This window comes from Vibrio ulleungensis (assembly GCF_016900875.1).
Lineage (GTDB): Bacteria > Pseudomonadota > Gammaproteobacteria > Enterobacterales > Vibrionaceae > Vibrio > Vibrio ulleungensis.
The window spans coordinates 428,112-447,824 of record NZ_JAFEUM010000002.1 but is presented as its reverse complement, the minus strand read 5'-3'; the positions used below and the strand labels follow the sequence as shown (position 1 = coordinate 447,824).

Genomic DNA, 19,713 nt, shown 5'->3' with positions numbered 1-19,713 from the left:
ATAAAACTAAAGTGCATTTGAATTTCATGTGATACTAAAATTAAGGAACAAAATTGGCTATTTATTGCGGTGCTAATAATTCATTCTTTTTACTAGAAAACGCGACTGAGTTTAAAGAGATTTGTTTTATTCAAGGCCAATCACTTTTTACAGATCACGCAGTCTGGAATTCAGCAACCTGCCATGAACTCATTCAGTTTTTTGTTGAAAACCTTGAGGAAGGTGAAGGCGACTTTTTAGCTAAGCTAGAAACTCAGCTTGGTAGAGCTTCACCTGAAGCAAAAGTACTGGCGGCAGAAATGCTGTGGTTGATGTTTTTATGTCCTAGTAGTACAGGGCCAATTTCTAAACGCACTAGTATTGAACGTGTTTTTTCCTGGAGCGGTTTTGAGTTTAAGAATGGGGTAAGAGAAAAATACTTATCTGACGAGGCATTGACAGGAATAGGCAAAACTGGAGCTGCATATCAAACAGGCCGATGGCGAGAGCTGGTTTACTTTATTCGCTTACTAGAAAAGTTTTTTAAGTTGAGCAAAGATGAAAGAGCAACTTTGCTAGCGAGTCGCACAGAGTTTTCAAGCTGGTTAAATGACATTCCTGGAAATGACAAACGACAATTCCGCCACATGATTTTATATCTATTTTATCCTGAAGAGCAGGAGCGAATTTTCGGTGGCGGACATAGACAGTCATTGCTTGAGACGTTTTTGAATATTACGCCATCTCAGTCTAGAAAAATGTCACCTCTTGATGTCGATAATCGATTGTTAGAGATACGAACTCAGTTTGAAAAAGAGTATGGGACAAAAGAGCTGGATTATTACGTTGAGCCATTAAGCTTAAGGTGGGGTCAAGAAAGCTCTGAAGAGCCTAATGAGATAAAAGAACCTGGACAGGGGTATGAAGTGAAGATTAACGACGTAAACCAAACGCTAAATACAATTCTGTACGGGCCTCCAGGTACTGGCAAAACCTATAACACGATCAATAAAGCCTTAGAGATTGTTGACCCTGAGTTTTACCATCAAAATAACGATGATCGAGCTGCCATCAAGAAGCGATTCGATGAATTATTAAACAGTAATCGCATTGGCTTTGTTACTTTTCACCAAAGTTTTAGTTATGAAGATTTTGTGGAAGGACTGAAAGCGACTACTGAAAATAATCAGGTTAACTATGAAATCGAAGATGGTATCTTCAAGCGCTTATGCGAATCTGCTCGTGCGAAACCGACTATCAAAGCGGCTCAAGATCATGTTGATATTAGTGGCCGTAAAATCTGGAAGATGTCGTTAGGTGATACCGCTGGTGATGATGCCTTTATCTATCAGCAATGTATTGATAATGGCTGTGTGTTGCTAGGTTATGGTGATGATATAGATTTCACTCATGCAAATGATCGTAAGCAAGTAGCCCAGACGTATCGTGATAATGGCGTAAATATTGAAAATGAAAGTAATAACTATCAAGTAACATCGGTCAACACATTCAAGAATACGGTGAGTATAGGTGATTTGATTGTTGTCTCGGACGGTAATCGTAAGTTTCGTGCTATTGCAGAAATAACCAGTGATTACTACTTAGATAACTCTTCGGTTGATGATGTTAGTTATTCTCAAGCAAGGAAAGTTACGTGGCACAGAGTATACGAACCATCATTACCAGTTGATGAATTATTCAAGAAAAACCTGTCTCAAATGACTTTGTATCGATTGTATGACACGACCATTGATACAGAAAAACTTCGAGCTATATTACAAGGTAGTGGTGATTCAGATAACGTTGCACCGGGCCGCACGGTAGGTAAGTATCAGATTGAATCAATTTCTGATGAGCTGATTACTATTCGAAAGCCGAATGGTTCTGAGCTTCCAATGCCCAAATCGATTGTTGACGAGCTTTGTGATTTGGTTCGTTCTGGTGATGTTTCTGTTGACGATATTAAACATAAAAGGGTGTTTGATAACGTAGACACCTTAATGGAGAAGTTCCTAGTAAATGGCTACCCTAATGTTCTCGGGTCGTTAGTGGAAGGAATTGTTAGCAAGGGAATATCCGTATCAAATCAAGCCTCTTCAGACAAGAGGGTGCTGATCATTGATGAAATCAACCGAGGTAACATTTCCAACATATTCGGAGAGTTAATCACTTTGATTGAGCCAAGCAAGAGGGCGGGTGGTAAAGAGGCGCTATCGGTTAAATTGCCATATTCTAAAGAGACCTTCTCAGTTCCTGATAACCTGCACATCATTGGCACGATGAACACGGCTGATAAGTCGTTGGCTCAACTAGACATTGCGCTGCGTCGCCGTTTCCAGTTTGAAGAAATGATGACGAACTATGAACTGCTTGCAGAGATTCCACTAATAGATGGTATTGATATTGAGCAGACGGTTCGAGTCATCAATAAGCGAATAGAGCTACTGTACGACCGTGAGCACACGATAGGTCACAGCTTCTTTTTATCACTAAAAGATACCCCGTCGATTGAACATCTGGCTGAAATTTTTGAATTACAGATCCTTCCATTGCTGGAAGAATATTTCTTTGAAGACTGGGAACGAGTAGCAATTGTTCTGGGTGATCACCTTAAAGCCGATGAGAGTTTGCGCTTTGTTGTTGAGCAATTTGACGCGAACGAAGTCGCTCAGTTAATGGGCGATGATTGGGATCAAACGGGCATACAGCCTTATGTTAGAAACGATAAAGCCTTTAACGCTACCGCTGCATATATTGGTATCTATTCTTAATGTTTAATAGGAATCATGGCTCTGTGATTGCTGTCCGTGAGTTCGACTTGTTACTCAATGGTGGTGATAAGTCGAGTATTGATTGCCAGTCAATACCGAGTAAAGCGTTTGAGTGGTTGTTGGCCAATGGACAGAGTAATAATCAAGAGTCAGTCGATCTCATAAAGGTCAAAAAGCAAGGTCGTTCAATTGCTCTGCAAGTTATCAATTATGTTGGGGTATTAGAAACGCCTTGCGGCACCCGGATTGAAATTCTTCCTAAAATATCAGAGAAGGAAGATAACCAAACCGCCACGAAAGTGCTCCTCAAGATGCTTTCAACGGTCCATAAACTTAACATGCATAGGTTTGAAAACTCTTCGCTACAAACGTTAAACAGACCATTGTTTGAAATACTGATTGGTTATTTCTTGAAAGATGTCTCGGATGTCATTAAGAAAGGGATTCGAAGCCAGTACACAAGAGCTCAAGCTCGTAAACCTTACTTAAAAGGTCAGCTACAAACATCAAAGCAAATAAACCAACGACCGGGTTGCTTAAATAGCTTTCACATTGCTTACGATGAATTTTCTCCAAACAGAGCAGAAAATAGATTGATACGCTCTGCATTGAGTCAGGTGATGAAGTGGTCGAAAAATAGTGATAATTTACGCTTAGGAAGTGAATTGCAATTCGCACTTGATGATATTCCGCACTCAGGAAACTATGCACTGGATTTTCGCCAGTGGTCTAAGGAGCGTTCTCTCGTTCACTATTGTACTGTGAGGTCATGGTGTGAATTAATTTTGAGTTACCAATCACCTGTATCACTATCAGGGGGGTATAATGGCATCTCGATGCTTTTCCCGATGGAAAGTCTCTTTGAGCGATATGTTGCGATTAGGCTAAGGAAGTCACTACAACCTTCTCTTAAATTGAAAACTCAAGCAAGCAGTTGCTCATTAGTCGAGCATACCCCCCGTTCAGGAAAGCCTCAAGAGTGGTTTAGGCTCAAGCCTGATATAGTGGTTAGCGAAATGAAATCGCACGAGCCGCTTTATGTAGCCGATACAAAGTGGAAGAGAATCAAAGAAAAGCAAGCTACGGCAAAGCAGAAGTATGACATTAGCCAATCTGATATGTATCAGATGTTTGCTTATGGTCATAAGTATTTGGGTGGTAAAGGCGTGGTATATCTTATTTACCCAGCATACGAGCACTTTAGTGAGTCTCTGCCATCATTTAGATTTGATGAGAACCTGTCGGTAAGGGTTCTTCCTTATGATCTATCAAGCGACAAGTGCGATTTGTTGGGTATTGAAATGGTGCTACCTGAGCTTTCGAGCTAAATCACGTATATCGTTATTTAGTCGGTTAGACTGAACTACTAAATCAAGTGCATCGAGCTCTCTGCCGTTTTCAAAGATCAACTTTGCGTTCCCGATTCGAATGGCTGCACCAGCTTCATTGCTGACTTTTTGCCTTACAAGGGTTTCAATGGCATCTGCGCGGGAAATCCTTCCAGCAGTAAAATTTTGGAAAAGATCATAGTTGGATACAAAAGCGGCTTTGCCAACGGATTTTAGTTTTTTGTCTAGTTCGGTGTCGTCCATGTCAAGTCTCCATGCTTGTAAGGTGTTTTAGTGCAGCTAAGATTATGGTCGTTGCTTGAGAGCCGCCAGATTATAGTTGACGGAAAAGAATGGCCTAATTGTAGCGTTCTCAAATTTAATGGATTTCACTAAGTAATACCTGGAGTAATACCACACGTAAAGTTTAATTAAATTTCCATGTAAAAAAGTGAGTTAGCACTCAAAGCCAGCTGTCTCACTCACCGCCACATTTTAAAAGTTCTGATTTATCAGGCCTTTTTCATATCTGAACAAAAATCTGTATTTACTCCACGTTCAAATACGAGTACAAAAAATACTTAGACTGTCTACTCGAAGTTTGAGCTTGTCTGCATGGGGATTTATGACGAATCACCCGTATCGAGACACGTTTTAAGATTCATGAAAAGTTCGCTTAACTGGTTGAAAATGGTAGTAACATAGCAATTAAAGAATTGTAAGCCTCACCATAAGTACTGCGCTCATCATTGAGCTGAATGTAGCCTTTGTGGACCGAAAAAGCTGCATTATGGTTTGGCGACTAAACATCGAAAAGTCGCGCCAATCTCTAAGCTACCATCTGCTTTAACATATGGTTGTAACGCGGCATGATGCGCTTGGTTCACAGCCTCTAGGCTTGAGTTCTCAATGGCCTTTACGGCAACTCCGGACGAGCGTAAACCGCGTATAGCGGTGTCGAGATCGGGATACAGCCACGGCGAATCGACATCAAAGATGTCAATTGGCGTTAATCCAGCATCCGAGACAAAACCCTTGAGTAAATCTTTGTTCGACAATGCAAAGGGGCCGGGCGTACCTGGGGGTGGCGTGGGTAATAAGGGCTTTAGTGCTGCGACTAAATCAGCGGCTTCCATATTCTCTGGTTCGCCCCAAGTCATAATGACGATTTGTGCATTATGCAATGCAACGCGTTTTGCTTCTAATAGAGCGGCTGTTGGGTTGCCAGCGTATTGGAAGGAGTTAAAACCGGTTACACACGAAAAGCCACTATCGTCAAAAGGTAAGTTTTCTATATCAGAGATGTGGAAATCACCTGATGGTGTTCGCTGCTGCGCAATTTCTATCAGTTTTTCAGCGGCATCCACACCACTGACTTTAGCGCCTCGGGCTGAGGCATATTGTGTCGCAAGGCCTGAGCCGCAACCAATATCAAGGTAAGCCGTACCGTGACCAATGTTTAGGTGCTCAAAAACAGCGTGATATACGGCAGCACAGGTTTGTTCCTGAATGTTCGACCAATCTACGGCTGAAGACCCCCAAAGTCTCCCATTGGTTGCGCCTGTTTGGGGCTTAAAGTTTGAGCTCATAGTGCGCTCCAGCGAGTGGGATTGAGTAAAGTTTGGTTTGCCTAGTACTAGCCTGATCGTCCAACCATTTAAGTAAAGTCTTAAAGACTAGCCCAATTTCGATAAATCGCGAATTGCACCGTACGCAATTGATTATTCGTCGGCATATACATGTGCCTGAAAACACGTTTTGCGTTCTGAGACATTTAGCACTTCACATCATAATGATCGAACGATTACAGACTCAGACATAGCCGTAATATCAGACACTGAGCTCACTCCAACGCCCACCTGAGTGACAGCGTAGGTGCCCATCGCAGTGCAAAAAGCCGCTGACTTTTCGGGGCTATAACCGTTCAATTTGGCCCACACATAACCCGCAACCACGCTGTCTCCCGCCCCAACAGTGCTTGTAACATTTATTGTGAGTGGCGTTGCGTGCATACGTTTATTGCTCTCAATCCAAATGAGCCCATTTTCCCCTAAAGAGACCACAATGCATTCAATGCCATCGCTTTGTAAAGCTTGAGCCGCGGTGCTGCACTGAGTTATTAGATCAGTAGCATCAGTGGTGAGATCCAGACCAATACTGAGCTCAGCGAGCTCGTGTTCATTAGGCTTAATCATGGATGGTAGTGCGCTGACGCCTTTTGTTAACATCTCGCCACTGCTGTCTAAAACAACGGATTTGCCAAGTCGCTTAAGTTTGGCGATCCAGTTCGCCGCTATCTTGGGAGACATACCCATTGGTAAACTGCCAGAAAATACAAAATAGTTGACCTGTTTTGCTAGCGAGAAAAGCTGCTGTTCTAGTCGCTCAACATCTTTGTCTGTGACTCCAAAACCTTGAAAGTTAATGTCTGTAACCGACTGCTGAGCATCGACGATTTTGATGTTGGTGCGGGTGCTACCATTAACCAGTATGCACTGATTATCAATGCCATTTTCGATAAAGTAGCGCTCAAAATCGCCTTTATTGTCGCGGCCTAAAAAGCCACACAAAGTGACACCGGCACCAAGGTCGCTGAGCACCTTGGCGACGTTAACTCCTTTGCCTGCCGGCATTAGAGTTGCCGACAGAGCTTTATTTACTTGGCCTGGCTTAAGAACCTCAAGGTCGCCAGTTAAATCCAGTGCAGGATTGAGCGATATTACTGCTACGTTTTGCAACACAGTTTTCCTTACGTTTTGTTATTGGATTGGGCGAAGGGATAATGACAACATAGAGAACTTTTTTAATAATTGGAAGTATTACAGTTTCGGAGTTGCCTCAGTATGAATACCACTTATTGATCATCAACACACTGACTGAGTTTTTGGGTAAATCTTAGTTCTCTCCCTCATATGCCGTGTCTCAATTCGCATTTCAAATATGTACCGAATGCATAGTGAATTTAGATGAAGGCATTTTGAGAGGCAGTAGGATTGATGGTACCTTTCACAGTACCGTTGCCAATTTTAATACCACCGAAGCTGGCCAAAGTCATTGATATAATCTTTCACAATCATAGAGTTTGGAGTTGAATCGCCAGATTGCTTTTGCCATTGAATCAATTGCTTGCGAGCATATAGTGCTCCTAATATATTTGCCAAAGCAATCCCAATCCAAATGGATTCTAAGCTAAATTGAGCCGCAAAGAGTACCATAGGAATAGTCAATATGATTGACTTCACCATTGTAATTGCCATCGAGCGTTTTGGTAGTTGCGCACCATTGAATATAGAGCTTGTAATGAGCGCGAGACCAAAAGCTGGGTAGGTCAATCCCACAATGTAGAAGTAGTTTTGGCCTATCGTAGTCAACGTCGGGTTTTGGCTAAATGGGTTAAAGATATAGGCTGAAAATAGCGCTAACATCAAGAAGACACCAATCCCCCAATAAACCGTAATTCGCCCACTAATCGCGATACTTTGGTTAACACGATGGTTCGCTTTTGCTCCCACGTTTTGTGCAATAAAGGGGGTTAGTATGACACTTAGTGCTAAAATGCCGACTAAAGCGAGTGATTCAATTCGAGAGACAATCCCGAAAGCGGCGACAGCATTATCTCCGTACTGCGAGACTGAACGTGTGATCACCGCAATAGCAATGGGATTAAGCACTTGCGCAGCAATTGCTGGTGTGGAAATGAGCATGATCTGACTAAAGTCTTCCGAGGCTTGTTTAAGGTTACCTAGAAAGGAAAACGACAGCAGTTCGGCGCGGTAGAGTAGAGCGGTCATTAATACCAATATTGTCAACCAAGAAAGCACAGTGGCAACAGCAGCACCTTGAAGCCCTAAGGTCGGAAAGGGGCCATGACCAAAAATCAATAAGTAGTCGAAGACGACATTTACAATACCACCAAGTACCATGACCGCAGTGGACGGGATCATTATCCCTTTAGCCATGAGCGCTGAGTTCGCTATCAGGCCTCCAACCAGCAGAAACATTCCCAAAAATAAAGGCGTCATGTACTGCTTTACATAAAAGAGTGCCTCCTGTTTTGCGCCGAGTAGCGAAAACAATCCATTATCTACATAAAGGCCTAGCATGCCTATCACAACGGTTATGATCATGAAGGACGTCATGGCGACACCCACAAGGCGTTGTGCTTTGGGGGGGTTGTTTGCCCCCAATGCTCGACCCACCGTTGATGAGACGCCTGCTGCTGTCCCCATAAAGAAACTAACAATAAGAATGTATACGGGAAAAGAGAAACTCATCGCAGCAAGTTGATCGACACCTAGCATACCAATGAAGTAGGTATCAACTAGCTGAAACATAAAAGTCATCAGCATGCCAAACGCGGCTGGGATAGCCATTGTTCTGAGTGTTTGGCCGACGGGTTTATTAAGTAATGGAGAGTCGTTCATTGGGCTATCCTTAACCGAGTGATTTATATGAGCCTAAAAGTGATATTCCTAGGGAGTATTACGCGAGCGAGACGTCTAAAAGTGGGGCCATTGTGAACTGAATATCATCCCTAACTTTCTGAGATACGGGCGTACCTTGGGAAAAATTGTCAAAGAAACTGGGGATCGACAGAGATGCCAACACGTTCCCACCAAAGTAGGGAGCGGATTGAACGGCGGAAGCAAGTACGTTTTGAGCCCCTCCAGGGCCAGGTGAGGTTGCAAAAAGCACCATCGATTTGTCTTGAAAGACTTTCTGATCAATTCGTGACATCCAGTCAAACACATTTTTGTATGCGGCTGTATAGGAACCGTTGTGTTCTGCATACGAAATAACAACAGCATCCGAACGACCAATCATGGTGAATAGTTGCTGTGCTTTTTCTGGGATTCCGTGACTGTTTTCTCTGTCAATACTGTATAGAGGCAGATCGTAGTCGGCTAAATCAACGAGAGTAATTTGGCTATTATGGACTTGGTTGGCGGCGTACAGTGCCACTGTCTTATTGATAGATTGAGTGCTGTTGCTAGCGCCAAAGGCAAGAATATTCATTGTGTTCTCCATTTCTTTAAGTGAGGTGTATTAGTGACTAAATGCATCAAGGCCGACATATTCAATGAATTCAATTACATTGCCGTCTGGATCTCGAATAAAGAATGAAGTACCTGTTGGGTGTTTCATCGGGCCACCGCTCAATGGAATATTTAGCGAGTCAAGCTGCTCTAGCATTAAAGATGCATTGTCTACCTCTAGCGCCACGTGGGTATATCCCGTGTGTTTAATATCAACATCCATCAATACATTGTGCGATTCTTCTTGGTTAGCGTTGAGGATCAGATTGATATTGATGCCAGCGGGATGTTCGATGATTGCGACCGGCTCTGGTCCACCTGGTCCTGTTATGTATTTAAAGCCCAATTGAGAGTAGAAATCTCTAGAGCGCTCAAAATTATCTACGCGAAGTCCAATATGATTTACTCGTGTTATGTTTTGCATGGTGATCCCTTTCCAATTTTACGTATGTTTGTGTTGTTGATTATTAGATTAATCCTTTTCCATCCATTGATTAATGGGGTGATTGTGGAATAATTGTTTCCATATGGCTCGTAATAGGGGGCGGGATGTTTGATTCTCAGTTAATGGATGGGTTTGAGATCTTCGTGGAAGTGAATAAGCAAGGTAGCTTTACAAAGGCGGCTTCGTCGACTGGCCACTCTACATCTTATATCAGTAAAGAAATCAGCAAATTAGAGGAAAGGCTAGGGGTGAGACTTATGCAACGTACTACGCGAAGTCTAAAACTGACCCCGGAAGGTGACGTGTTTTTACGCCGTTGTGAGCAAATCGTGCATGATGCCAGAGATGCCATAGAGCAGGTGACGGGCAGTCAGCGCGAGCCACAAGGAAAACTTAGAGTGAGTGCACCAATAGGTTTTAGTTTGGCCAAACTTAAACCCTTACTCAGTGAGTTTTCAATTCAATTCCCTAAAGTCGAATTGCAAATCGAGCTCAGTGATAAAAAGATCGACCTGATAGATGAAGGCGTAGATATCGCAATACGCGCGGCAAGTTCGCTGGACGATTCTAGCTTGATCAGCCGTCGATTATTACGCTCAAATGGTCTTGTTTTGGCATCGCCGGCCTACTTAACGATACACGGAGAGCCGCAACATCCAGCGGATTTATCGGGTCACAAAGCGATCACCTATAGTTTATCGGCAAACCCCGAACTGTGGGAGTTTGAAGACAAACAAGGTGAACAATTACAAGTAAAGGTAGATAGCGTTGTACAAACGAATAGCCCCGAAATGGAGTTGCAAATGTGTAAATCTGGTTTGGGAATTGTACGACTGCCAAGTTTTCATTTAGACGGTGAGTTGCAAAGGGGGGAGTTGGTGGAACTGTTTAAGGACTACCCCAAACACAAGTTGGATATCTTTGTGGTCTACCCCAGCAGGCAGCACCTTTCCGCGAAAGTTCGAACCTTTATTGATTTTATATTCCAAAAACTTGGCAACGATTAATGTAACTGCAGTGCCATTGAATATTGTCTAGGCAGCATGACAACACGAGATATAGTAAAAGCGCGCATTGATGCGCGCTTCGAGTTAACGTGTTGAATAAGGTTAAAGAGCTAAGTCAGTATCGGGTGACGAATCAGACCCAGAATCAGGTGTCGACACTGAACTTTCTTCATCCGCTGCTGACACGCTTGCAGCGCTGGCACCGCCACGGCTTCCTTTACTACTGCGGTATTCGTAACTGTACTTCACCACAACCTGACCAAAATAGTCGGTACTGCCGTCATCATTTTGTTGGCTAACGACTTCAACCTCTGTTGAGTCTAATCCCAGCGAGCGCTTGTCAACGCGTCTGTGGGGAGTAGGAAGCTTATGGCTCAACTCAATGGCGCTCATGCTCTGCAGGGAATCAGCATAGGAGTTGGCCATATTCGCCGCTTCCGCTTCACTGGATGCTGGGTCACTTGTGTACAGTGCAGACTGGTGGGTGTTTGAGGTGCGATATTGGTCAGCCATTGCTGCTCCACTCATCGCAATCGTCATTAGCAGCCCAACGTTTAGTAGTGTTTTCATAACGTGTTCCTTGTATTTACCTAGCCGCCCAACTCAGGCGAAAATCGTGTACTGCGTAATCACGAGCTAGAAATATAGGATCTAGATCACGTTTTTGTTAGGGTGTTTACATTGTTTTACGTTGTTAACGTGCTTCAGTTGGTCACATAAATTAGACGCAATGGTGCGGTTTAGGTATGTCTCGCGGGTCAGCAATAGGTAAGTAATTTTGGCAGGTTAGGCCGCAAAAGATCCTGAGAGAAAAGTGGGAGCATTGGCCGAGAGTGAGTTGTGATTATAGCCCACTGAACATTCGCTCAGAATAGACCGGCGAAAAGCATTCAATCAGTTTAATTTCGTTGATATCAGGGTGCAATGGGTTGGCAATGGCTACACTCGACTCAGACAACCCAATAGCCACGCTTGGAACAATCAACAACAACGCTTGTTTAGCCTGCAAAAACTGATCGCCAATACGCTGCGTACTTGCAGGATAAGGCACGGATTGCCAGTCGTCTGGTAGGTCGTTGGTATCTAAGCGGTGAATTGGTACTAAGTTTGGAACCGTGTAGATCGCTTTACAGTGCGTTCGCGGAACCAACCGTGGAGTAGGGTGGTAATTGGCGGCTTCTACTAAGGCAGTACCCATGTCTAATGCGAAGTATATAACGGGGTTCCCGGCACTGTTCCAGCGAGCGCCATCGTCAAAACTGGCCCCACGTCCACTGAAGTTGTTGGCAAACTTACTGTTAGTGACTCGATATAAGTTCATGATTAGGAGTATTCACCATACTCTATTTTTCTTAGAGTCTGACGCACCAGTTCTCGTCCAGCAGGGGTATCGATGAGCTCAATGGGTAGCTCGCCACCTAAAGCAGGAATAGGCATACTCAACCACTCTCTAGCGAGATCTAAAGAGCCGTATATATCACTTGCTTGCATATAAATGCGCACCGTATCGAGCACACTATCGCCAATTAATGAAGGCAATTTGTTTACCCGGTAGCTACGGCTTAGGTTGGATTTATCTTTGCCAATCACTTTAGCGAAAATGTCTCTATCAGCGATAATCGAGACGACACTTTTAAGGTGCTGACCGCTCACACCTTGATTAACCGCTTTGAAATAGCCTGAAGTGGTTAATAAATCGAACTCAGGAAAAATGGCGTTAAGTTGATCTGAGGGTTTATGCTGAGTGGGCGCGGTGATCATGGTGGCGTTCCTATCACAAGAGTACTTAATGATTATAGAGTAACGCTTGATGATTCGTCAATTTAACGAAGCCTATTCGTTATAATGACGAATAGGCTTCGCTTGTTAACACCAAATAAAGGTAATTTTGACCATAAATCTAGCTGTATCTAACCGGATTACATGATTTTTTTACGAATCATCCCAGAGACACGCTCAACGCAAATCACAACGACTAAAATTGCAATGATTACCGTTAACGCTTGATCGTATCGAAATAGATTCATTGATGCTGATAGCTCTACGCCAATGCCACCAGCACCCACTAATCCGAGTACTACTGCACTTCGAACTGCCTTTTCAACCGAAAAAAGGCTAGTCGCAACAAAAGAAGGCCCACATTCAGGGATAACGGCTCCTAGTACCACGCTGCTTCTTTTAGCGCCTATTGCGTTAAGTGCATGGCTTGGGCCTGGATCGATTTCTTCAATACGTTCGGCAAAAAAGCGTGCGCAAAAACCAATGGTGTCCATAACAATGGCAAGAATACCGGCCAGTGGACCTAGGCCAACCGCAATCACAAAAACCAAAGCCCACACTAAATCAGGAATAGTACGAAATGCAGACACTAAGTTTATAGCAATAAACCGAATTACTGGATGTGGGCTGGTGTTATTGGCGCAAAGTAAAGCCATTGGCAAGCTTAAAATCACGCCAAATACAACGCCTACAATCGCCATCTGAAATGTTTCGAGCATTGCTTTCGCGATGACATCGACTCGGTTCAGATTAGGTGGAAAGGCATCACCAATGAACACCCCAAGATTTGAGGCGCCATTAAATAGTCGATCGCCCGTAATATTGGCCGACGCAAAGCCATTTAAAAACAGTGCCACAAACACAATGGCAATGATCCATGTAGTAATGGATGGGGACTCTAGCCTAGGCGGTAGCGAGTGAGTGTGTATTGATGTGTTGTTCATGTTTAGTCGCCACAGTTGGAGGAGATATTTGATAAAGGTGTTCTATGTCGGCATTGGACAGGGAGCTTGCAGGTGCATCGAACACCAACTCGCCCGAATTAAGGCCGATAAATCGCTCACCAAACTCTCGAGCAAACTCGAGTTGATGAAGTACGCAGATAACTGACATGTTTCGCTCTTTGATCACTGACCAAAGTAATTCCATCACTTCATGACCGGCTTTAGGATCCAAACTGGCAACAGGCTCGTCAGCAAACACAACCTCGGCATCTTGCATTAGCATGCGTGCGATGGCGACACGCTGTTGCTGGCCACCTGATAAAGTGTCTGTTCGACGACCCGCTAGATGCGAAAGTCCGACACGGTCGAGGGCATCGAGCGCTTGAAGTCGATTCGCTTGTGAGGCAGTGAGCGAATTACAGGCCCAATAGCCTTCGCGACCCAACATGCCAAAAAGAACATTTTGTAAGACGCTTAAGTTGCCCACCATGTTGAACTTTTGAAACACGCAGCCAACACGTTGACGTAACGAGCGCAGTTCACGCTTAGGTGCTGTCGTTAAGTCGGTACCGTCTAAGACGATTTTGCCCGAGGTGATTGGTGTGATGCCGGTTAAGCATTTCATTAGGCTGGATTTACCGCAGCCGTTATGACCCAAAATGATCACGCCCTCACCGGGCTCAACACTGAAGTTGAGCCCATTGAGTGCACGCGTACCATCGTCATAGGTCTTTTTTAAATCAATAACATCAAGACGCATGGGGTGATCCTAAAGTAGCGAGTACGATTCGCGAACAACGTCATACACTGCGTCATCCACCGAGATCATTTGTGCGCCTTCGTACTTGTCACGCTTGCCTGGGGCTAAAATAGCTTGTAGAAGGCCATCGGCATCTTGCATGAACTTTTCTTGAATAAAGTCGACGCATTGCTGTGCAATGTGTGGGCCCGCAACAAATGGGTCGCCTGGCATGGTTTGACTCTGAGCAACAATCTGATATTTACCTTCGCCTTGCTGTGCAACAAACGGGGCAAAGTCTCGAACACCTGTACCAACAGCATCAACTTCTCCAGACGCTAATGCTTGCATTCTTGCGCCGTCGAGCAAACTGATGCGGACGTCTCTATCAAGATCAATACCTTGTTGGTGGAGCATGTACATCGGCATGATATGGCCAGTGGTTGAACCATGATCTTTCATGGCAATGTGTTTGCCCTTTAAGTCGTCGATAGATTGAATGTCACTGTCGGTTGGCGCAATAAACACCGAGTAATATTCTGGACGCACAACCGCACTGATTGGCTTAATATCTTCGACGTGCTCGCTCATCAATACATATTCAGATGGCCCTGCCAATACGATATCGACTTGATTAAAACGCAATGCATTGATGGCCGTTGTGCGGTTGCCAACAGGGAAAAACTCGACGTTGACGCCTAAACGATCTTGTACTTCTTCGACAAACTGCTGGTAGGTCATTTGCAGCTCTTCGGTGCCTTCGATACCAGTGTCTGCGAATCGAAGTGTATCTGGGCATGCTGCAAAGGCAGTAGTTGCAGTAAGTGCCGCGGTCAATGCCGTAGTTTTCAAAAGGGAGTGTTTCATGTCTGTGATTCCTCAATTAACGATGGCTAGGAATCTATAGCCTCAATATGACAGCTGAGCTCGCCAATAATGACACTCCAATGACACAATGTAAGAGATTGTAAAACAAAGGTTTGTAGGCAATATTTAAGAAAAATGACACCTAATTGTCATATAGCCACTCTACATTGCTTCCAAACTTAACTTTTGGATTACTTATTTTATGTACAAACTTTGGCTTACAGTCGGTCTTTTACTTTCATCATCAGTCGTTCACGCAGGCACTGTTTCTCAAGGGGACGTTATTCGCGTTTCTCTTAGTGACGTTCATCCAACTCAACCATCGGTTGGCTACGATCAGGTGTTCTATAAACTAGGGCGTTTTGAGCACGATACGAAAAAGATGTTTGATGAAGTATGTGAAGCCAATGGACAAAAGGGACTGACGTCGTATTCGGAGCAGTCGAACCCAAAAGACTTAACGACCTTTGAATGTAAAGAGCCTATCGGGGCTCGTACAAAAGACATGAAAACAGTCGTCATTGCGCCCAACGGTCAATACTATCTCACCGACGGACACCATACGTTTAACGTGTTTTGGCACATGCCTAGTGGCGGCGACGACTTTGGTGTTCATGTCGTTGTAGACAAAGACTATCGCGACTTAGCATCGATGGAGCAATTTTGGGAGGCGATGATCGCCGATGGCAACACCTGGTTGTATGACAGTCATGGAGAGTCTATTGCCCATTCACAGCTTCCATCAACGCTCGGAATAGAGCATTTCCAGAATGACCATTATCGTTCTATGATGTATTTCTCGCGTGATGTAGGTTGGAACAAACCATCCTCTCCAGTGCCATTTTTGGAGTTCTACTGGTCTAAGGAAGTTCGTAAAGCTATCGATGTTTCTGAGTTCGATTTAATGACAGCAGAAGGGTATCGCACCGCTATCACTCAAGTAAGCGAGCATATCTTGGCGATGAACACTGACAATGTGGGTGAATCTAACAAATCGACGAAAGAGATGGGGCAGTTCGATGCCTTTGATCAAAAAGGTCTCGATAAACTGTTTCGTGACACTGGCAAAGTGACGTACATGCTCGACTATAAAGTGCGCCAGTAATATATAAATTATCGACGCTACAGGAAATGCTATTGAGCGGCAACGCCCACAGAGCAAACCAATGAGCCGGTTGTTCTGCAATTCTTCCTTTGCCTTTTGGAGAGTCGCGGTACACCGGCCTTTACGTATTTGCTCGTTAGTAAGTGTCACCTAAAGACTATTTTGAGAGTTTTAAGATGAGCTTGTCGTTTTCAATATAAGCGTTGTTTTGCGAAAAAGTCACCAAATTGGATTCAAACGTCCAGTCACCTTTACCCCAGCGTTTTGAGTCAAACGAGTTGAAATCATCGCGCCAGTCAAGGACAAATTCACCATCGTCATAGCGGTAGTACTCTATCCAATCCACTTCTTGGGTTAATGGCAGAGTAGAGGTATCGAACTTTCCAACCCACCCAATCGCTTCAGATATCCAGATGTTCATGCGATAGCTTTGTGGAGAATCGCGCATATCAATGACTTGCTGCGAACTGCTGGCCAACTCTTGATGAAGCATTTCGCCATTAAAAAGCCAAGTGATCTCATCTGGCGTCCAGGTGAGCGTGTACTCGTGAAAGTCGTTTAAGTTGGGAATTGTCTCAGTGCGTTCAGAGTGAACACGTTGATTCGCCATTCCTGTGATCAAGTTGGTTTGAAGCGTGTTGGGCGTTTTGCCTAGCGCTTCAATATCAATTTCACGCCAAGGGACAGTGCCTTGCCAAGATTCATTGTCATAGGTAAAAAATGACGATACGACGCCTGGGTGGGACACCATCTTCATGCGAATAACGAATTTGCCAAACAGCACTTTTTCATGGCTGTATACCTCTGCACCATAAAGCTGGACTGAGGAACTGTTTTTTGAGCCTTGTTCTAACAGTGTGTCCTGATTCGGTGTTTGGTCGGCATAAGCTGTGTGGGAGACTGAAATCGCCATAGTCGCGAGTGCAATAGTCTTAATCTTCAATAGAAGTACCTCGTAAGAATAACTGTCCAAAAAGGGCAATACTGTCAGCAGGTTAATTCGAACTGAGGCAATAGTGGTGATATGCAGTGAAAAGTTTTGACGCGGATTAGTATGTCGACACAAAATGTCGACGGATCTCACGATATACGATCTGTCCGTGAAAGAATTTCAAGGGGGTCAGAGTCAATTGACTCTGACGCCAAAAGGTTACTGAGTGATGAAGTCAGCGGTTAATGTTTCACCTGCTACCAAGGTGATCTCTTTAAGTTGCCCCTCTGGGTTTGGAATAGCGATTTCGTCATATTGAATAGGATCATCGTTCGCGCTGCATGAAAAAGCGACGCTGTAATCGCCAGCAGGTACAAAACCGAAGGTGTAGTTTCCTATTTCATCAATATAGACGGAGGAGAAAGGTGCAACATACTGTGAAGGCAGGTTAGGGTTGGCAACATACTCTGAGTCTGTTGGATCGAGATTGTCCACCAAGTCGGCCAAGATGTGATTGTGCCCTTTGTATAGATACACCACATTGCCGTCTTCAAGCGCGCAATCCCCAGCGCTCCAGAGATCTGATTCCACATTACCAGTAAGCGTCGCCACTGCACTGTTATCAACAATACTGACGCCATGAGGTTTTAGGTTGTATCCGTTGTTCGAACTAGAATTTCCTCTTAGCACCAACGACTTTTGTAAATTAAAATCAATAGTGAAAGATTGAACGGCTTCTTGAGTGACTTCAAAACCGCCTAACTTGAGCTTGTTGCTTGGTATTTTTAGATCGTGTTGTCCATTATCGACGACATAAGAGTGCTGAGACAGTGTATGCAGGATCACTTCTTTATAGGTTCCGACGGCTATGGGCTCATTAGACAAAATAGGCAGAGCGTCATCACCTTGGTAGTCAAGTAGGTTTACGCTTAAGTAGCTCCCGCTATTATTGGTATCATCTAATTCGAAATAATAGCGCTCTCCATTTTGATGCTTTATCTCTATGGCGTCATAAGCGACCACGACCTCTGTTGCGGTTAATACAGGGGCGTCAGTGATGGCGAAAGACACTTTTGCAGTCTGTGTGTCTTGAGTACTGGACTCTCCACCGCAGGCGGTAAGAACTATGGGAAGGGTTAATAGTGCAATTGGATGTTTAGTCAACATGGTGTAGACCTTTGGTTATTCATCCTATTAGCTTAGCAGACTAAATCCACAGTTAAGTTTCAGAGCGCGCAAGAGGGTCAACTTTGACCTAACCTTGTCCAAGACTTCACACAATAGATTGAAAGACAATCAGTCTAGATATGTTGCTGACACAGGCACCTAAAGCACTATCCAAGTTTTCGCTTTTTGGACAATCGCGTGACTAACTATTAGCCAAAATTTCCCGAATTACTGTATTAATAATCTCATTCAGCCAATAGTTCTCTTTTTCTCCGCTCCATTTTAATCTGTAAATTACCCTAAAATTTCCTTCCGGATGGGTAAACCTTCTTTAACCTCGATGTAGGTGTATTCTTTACCGAGCTGCATAGTATGTCGCTGAGAGAATAGGAACCACATAACGCGCGGCTTAATTGGTTCTAGCTTTCTCATCTAAGGCATATTAAATACCTATTATGCTTTCACTAACACCGAAGTAATGATTGCTCATAAGGAAAGGAATGATGTCGACGACCAATAACACAGTCGACTTACTATTTCGTAAAATACGAAAACGGTTTGAATGAGTGTACGCAAGCAATAAAAAAAGCCCAAATGGTCGCTATTTGGGCTTGGTTAATTAGAGCCGTGCTCGACTAGTACGCCGCGTCTGGAGTATAGAAATCTCCCACGTTGCTGCTATCCACAAGCTCTGCCGCTAAAATCACACGCGATGGAACGGTGTGATACATGTTGCCAAGTTTGTCGCCCTTTACACCAGTAACCGCAAGTGCAATGCCCGATGCTACCATGCTAGGCGGATAGGTAACCGTCGCTCTTACTACCTGATCGCCATCCATAACCATCTTCATGATGTCTTTTGAACCGGCTCCACCGAGTACGGTTTTTATGTCGGTTCGACCAGACTCTTTAATCGCTTGCATTACGCCCTTAAGCATATCGTCATCTTGGCACCACACAGCGTCGATTTTCGAGTGACGTTGCAACATATTTTCCATGACGGCGAGCGCTTTTTGGGTAGACCAATCCGCAGGCTGACTGTCGAGTATCTCCATACCTTTATATTTTGCGACTTCAGTGTTAAAGGCATCGACACGTTGCTTGTTGATAGGAATGGACATGCCTTCTAACACCACAATTTTACCTTTGCCATCCATTTCTTCAGCCAACCATTTACCACTCACACTGCCTAATCCTGCATTGTCACCGGCGATAAAGACGTCTTGCGCTGGGGTTGCCAGCTCACGGTCAACAACAACGGTGTAGACGCCTGTTGAGTATGCTTCTTCAATCACTTTTTGTAATGTTGCTGGGTTGTGAGGGAGGATGACCAGTGCATCAATGCCGCGGATCATAAGATCTTCAACGTCACCCACTTGTTTAGACCCCGAACTTGCCGCGACGACATAAAACTCTATGTCTTGTTCCGTTTTCTCAAAATCAGCGACTGCTTTTTCAGCCCACCATAGTAGACCCGCAGTCCATCCATGGTCGGCCGATGGTACCGACACACCGATTTTATAAGTTTTGGCAAAGGCTTGGGAGGTTGATAAAAACGCTATCAATACTAATCCCAGCCCTAATTGAGCCATTTTGCGTAAAAGTTGCATTCGTC

The 19,713-nt window shown here is 44.1% G+C and carries 19 protein-coding genes; 4 read left to right on the top strand and 15 right to left on the bottom strand.

Annotated elements, in window-relative coordinates; translation table 11 throughout:
• Positions 1 to 53 precede the first annotated feature (53 nt).
• Together JQC93_RS06885 and JQC93_RS06880 are read left to right on the top strand one after the other, a co-directional pair.
• The gene (locus tag JQC93_RS06885; protein WP_205157733.1) at positions 54 to 2,750 is read left to right on the top strand and encodes an AAA family ATPase; all 2,697 of its coding nucleotides are present in this window, start codon (positions 54 to 56) and stop codon (positions 2,748 to 2,750) included.
• Positions 2,750 to 4,078: an McrC family protein gene (locus tag JQC93_RS06880; protein WP_205157732.1), complete on the top strand. Its 1,329-nt coding sequence runs from the start codon at positions 2,750 to 2,752 to the stop codon at positions 4,076 to 4,078. Before JQC93_RS06885 ends, JQC93_RS06880 begins: the two co-directional genes overlap by 1 nt.
• Here the strand turns inward: JQC93_RS06880 and JQC93_RS06875 are convergent.
• The 6 genes from JQC93_RS06875 to JQC93_RS06850 form a co-directional block, all read right to left on the bottom strand.
• The gene (locus JQC93_RS06875) at positions 4,058 to 4,342 is read right to left on the bottom strand and encodes a hypothetical protein (protein WP_205157731.1); all 285 of its coding nucleotides are present in this window, start codon (positions 4,340 to 4,342) and stop codon (positions 4,058 to 4,060) included. The two genes, JQC93_RS06880 and JQC93_RS06875, sit on opposite strands and share 21 nt — an antisense overlap.
• Before the next feature lie 524 nt (positions 4,343 to 4,866).
• Entirely contained in the window at positions 4,867 to 5,667 is an 801-nt protein-coding gene (locus JQC93_RS06870) for a class I SAM-dependent methyltransferase (RefSeq protein ID WP_205157730.1), read from the bottom strand.
• A 198-nt stretch (positions 5,668 to 5,865) separates the two neighbouring features.
• Entirely contained in the window at positions 5,866 to 6,819 is a 954-nt protein-coding gene (gene pfkB / locus JQC93_RS06865) for a 1-phosphofructokinase (protein WP_205157729.1), read from the bottom strand.
• A 285-nt stretch (positions 6,820 to 7,104) separates the two neighbouring features.
• On the bottom strand, positions 7,105 to 8,502 hold the full coding sequence (locus JQC93_RS06860) for an MATE family efflux transporter (protein ID WP_205157728.1): 1,398 nt from the start codon (positions 8,500 to 8,502) through the stop codon (positions 7,105 to 7,107).
• 58 nt (positions 8,503 to 8,560) lie between these two features.
• Positions 8,561 to 9,094, bottom strand: coding sequence for an NADPH-dependent FMN reductase (locus JQC93_RS06855; RefSeq protein WP_205157727.1), 534 nt, complete (start codon positions 9,092 to 9,094; stop codon positions 8,561 to 8,563).
• 30 nt (positions 9,095 to 9,124) lie between these two features.
• On the bottom strand, positions 9,125 to 9,538 hold the full coding sequence (locus JQC93_RS06850) for a VOC family protein (RefSeq protein WP_205157726.1): 414 nt from the start codon (positions 9,536 to 9,538) through the stop codon (positions 9,125 to 9,127).
• A gap of 125 nt (positions 9,539 to 9,663) precedes the next feature.
• Between JQC93_RS06850 and JQC93_RS06845 the strand changes: the two genes are divergently transcribed.
• On the top strand, positions 9,664 to 10,566 hold the full coding sequence (locus JQC93_RS06845; protein ID WP_205157725.1) for a LysR family transcriptional regulator: 903 nt from the start codon (positions 9,664 to 9,666) through the stop codon (positions 10,564 to 10,566).
• Positions 10,567 to 10,668: 102 nt separating this feature from the next.
• Here JQC93_RS06845 and JQC93_RS06840 read toward each other — a convergent pair whose 3' ends face one another.
• From JQC93_RS06840 to phnD, 6 genes are all read right to left on the bottom strand, one after another.
• Entirely contained in the window at positions 10,669 to 11,136 is a 468-nt protein-coding gene (locus JQC93_RS06840; protein WP_205157724.1) for a DUF3316 domain-containing protein, read from the bottom strand.
• A gap of 274 nt (positions 11,137 to 11,410) precedes the next feature.
• Positions 11,411 to 11,887 (bottom strand): RES family NAD+ phosphorylase, encoded by a 477-nt coding sequence (locus JQC93_RS06835; RefSeq protein ID WP_205157723.1) that lies wholly within the window; start codon positions 11,885 to 11,887, stop codon positions 11,411 to 11,413.
• A 2-nt stretch (positions 11,888 to 11,889) separates the two neighbouring features.
• Complete coding sequence (locus JQC93_RS06830; RefSeq protein ID WP_205157722.1) at positions 11,890 to 12,327, bottom strand: antitoxin Xre/MbcA/ParS toxin-binding domain-containing protein; 438 nt, start codon at positions 12,325 to 12,327, stop codon at positions 11,890 to 11,892.
• 158 nt (positions 12,328 to 12,485) lie between these two features.
• On the bottom strand, positions 12,486 to 13,289 hold the full coding sequence (gene phnE / locus JQC93_RS06825) for a phosphonate ABC transporter, permease protein PhnE (RefSeq protein WP_205157721.1): 804 nt from the start codon (positions 13,287 to 13,289) through the stop codon (positions 12,486 to 12,488).
• A complete protein-coding gene (gene phnC / locus JQC93_RS06820; RefSeq protein WP_205157720.1) occupies positions 13,249 to 14,049 on the bottom strand; it encodes a phosphonate ABC transporter ATP-binding protein in 801 nt (266 codons plus the stop codon). Before phnC ends, phnE begins: the two co-directional genes overlap by 41 nt.
• 9 nt (positions 14,050 to 14,058) lie before the next feature.
• A complete protein-coding gene (gene phnD / locus JQC93_RS06815; RefSeq protein ID WP_205157719.1) occupies positions 14,059 to 14,895 on the bottom strand; it encodes a phosphate/phosphite/phosphonate ABC transporter substrate-binding protein in 837 nt (278 codons plus the stop codon).
• 202 nt (positions 14,896 to 15,097) lie between these two features.
• On the opposite strand from phnD, the gene JQC93_RS06810 reads away from it, so the two are divergent.
• Positions 15,098 to 16,000: a ParB/Srx family N-terminal domain-containing protein gene (locus JQC93_RS06810; protein ID WP_205157718.1), complete on the top strand. Its 903-nt coding sequence runs from the start codon at positions 15,098 to 15,100 to the stop codon at positions 15,998 to 16,000.
• A gap of 157 nt (positions 16,001 to 16,157) precedes the next feature.
• Here JQC93_RS06810 and JQC93_RS06805 read toward each other — a convergent pair whose 3' ends face one another.
• From JQC93_RS06805 to JQC93_RS06795, 3 genes are all read right to left on the bottom strand, one after another.
• On the bottom strand, positions 16,158 to 16,943 hold the full coding sequence (locus tag JQC93_RS06805; RefSeq protein ID WP_236009385.1) for a family 16 glycosylhydrolase: 786 nt from the start codon (positions 16,941 to 16,943) through the stop codon (positions 16,158 to 16,160).
• A 207-nt stretch (positions 16,944 to 17,150) separates the two neighbouring features.
• Positions 17,151 to 18,098 (bottom strand): DUF4382 domain-containing protein, encoded by a 948-nt coding sequence (locus JQC93_RS06800; RefSeq protein ID WP_205157717.1) that lies wholly within the window; start codon positions 18,096 to 18,098, stop codon positions 17,151 to 17,153.
• A gap of 635 nt (positions 18,099 to 18,733) precedes the next feature.
• A complete protein-coding gene (locus JQC93_RS06795; RefSeq protein ID WP_205157716.1) occupies positions 18,734 to 19,708 on the bottom strand; it encodes a substrate-binding domain-containing protein in 975 nt (324 codons plus the stop codon).
• Positions 19,709 to 19,713 lie beyond the last annotated feature (5 nt).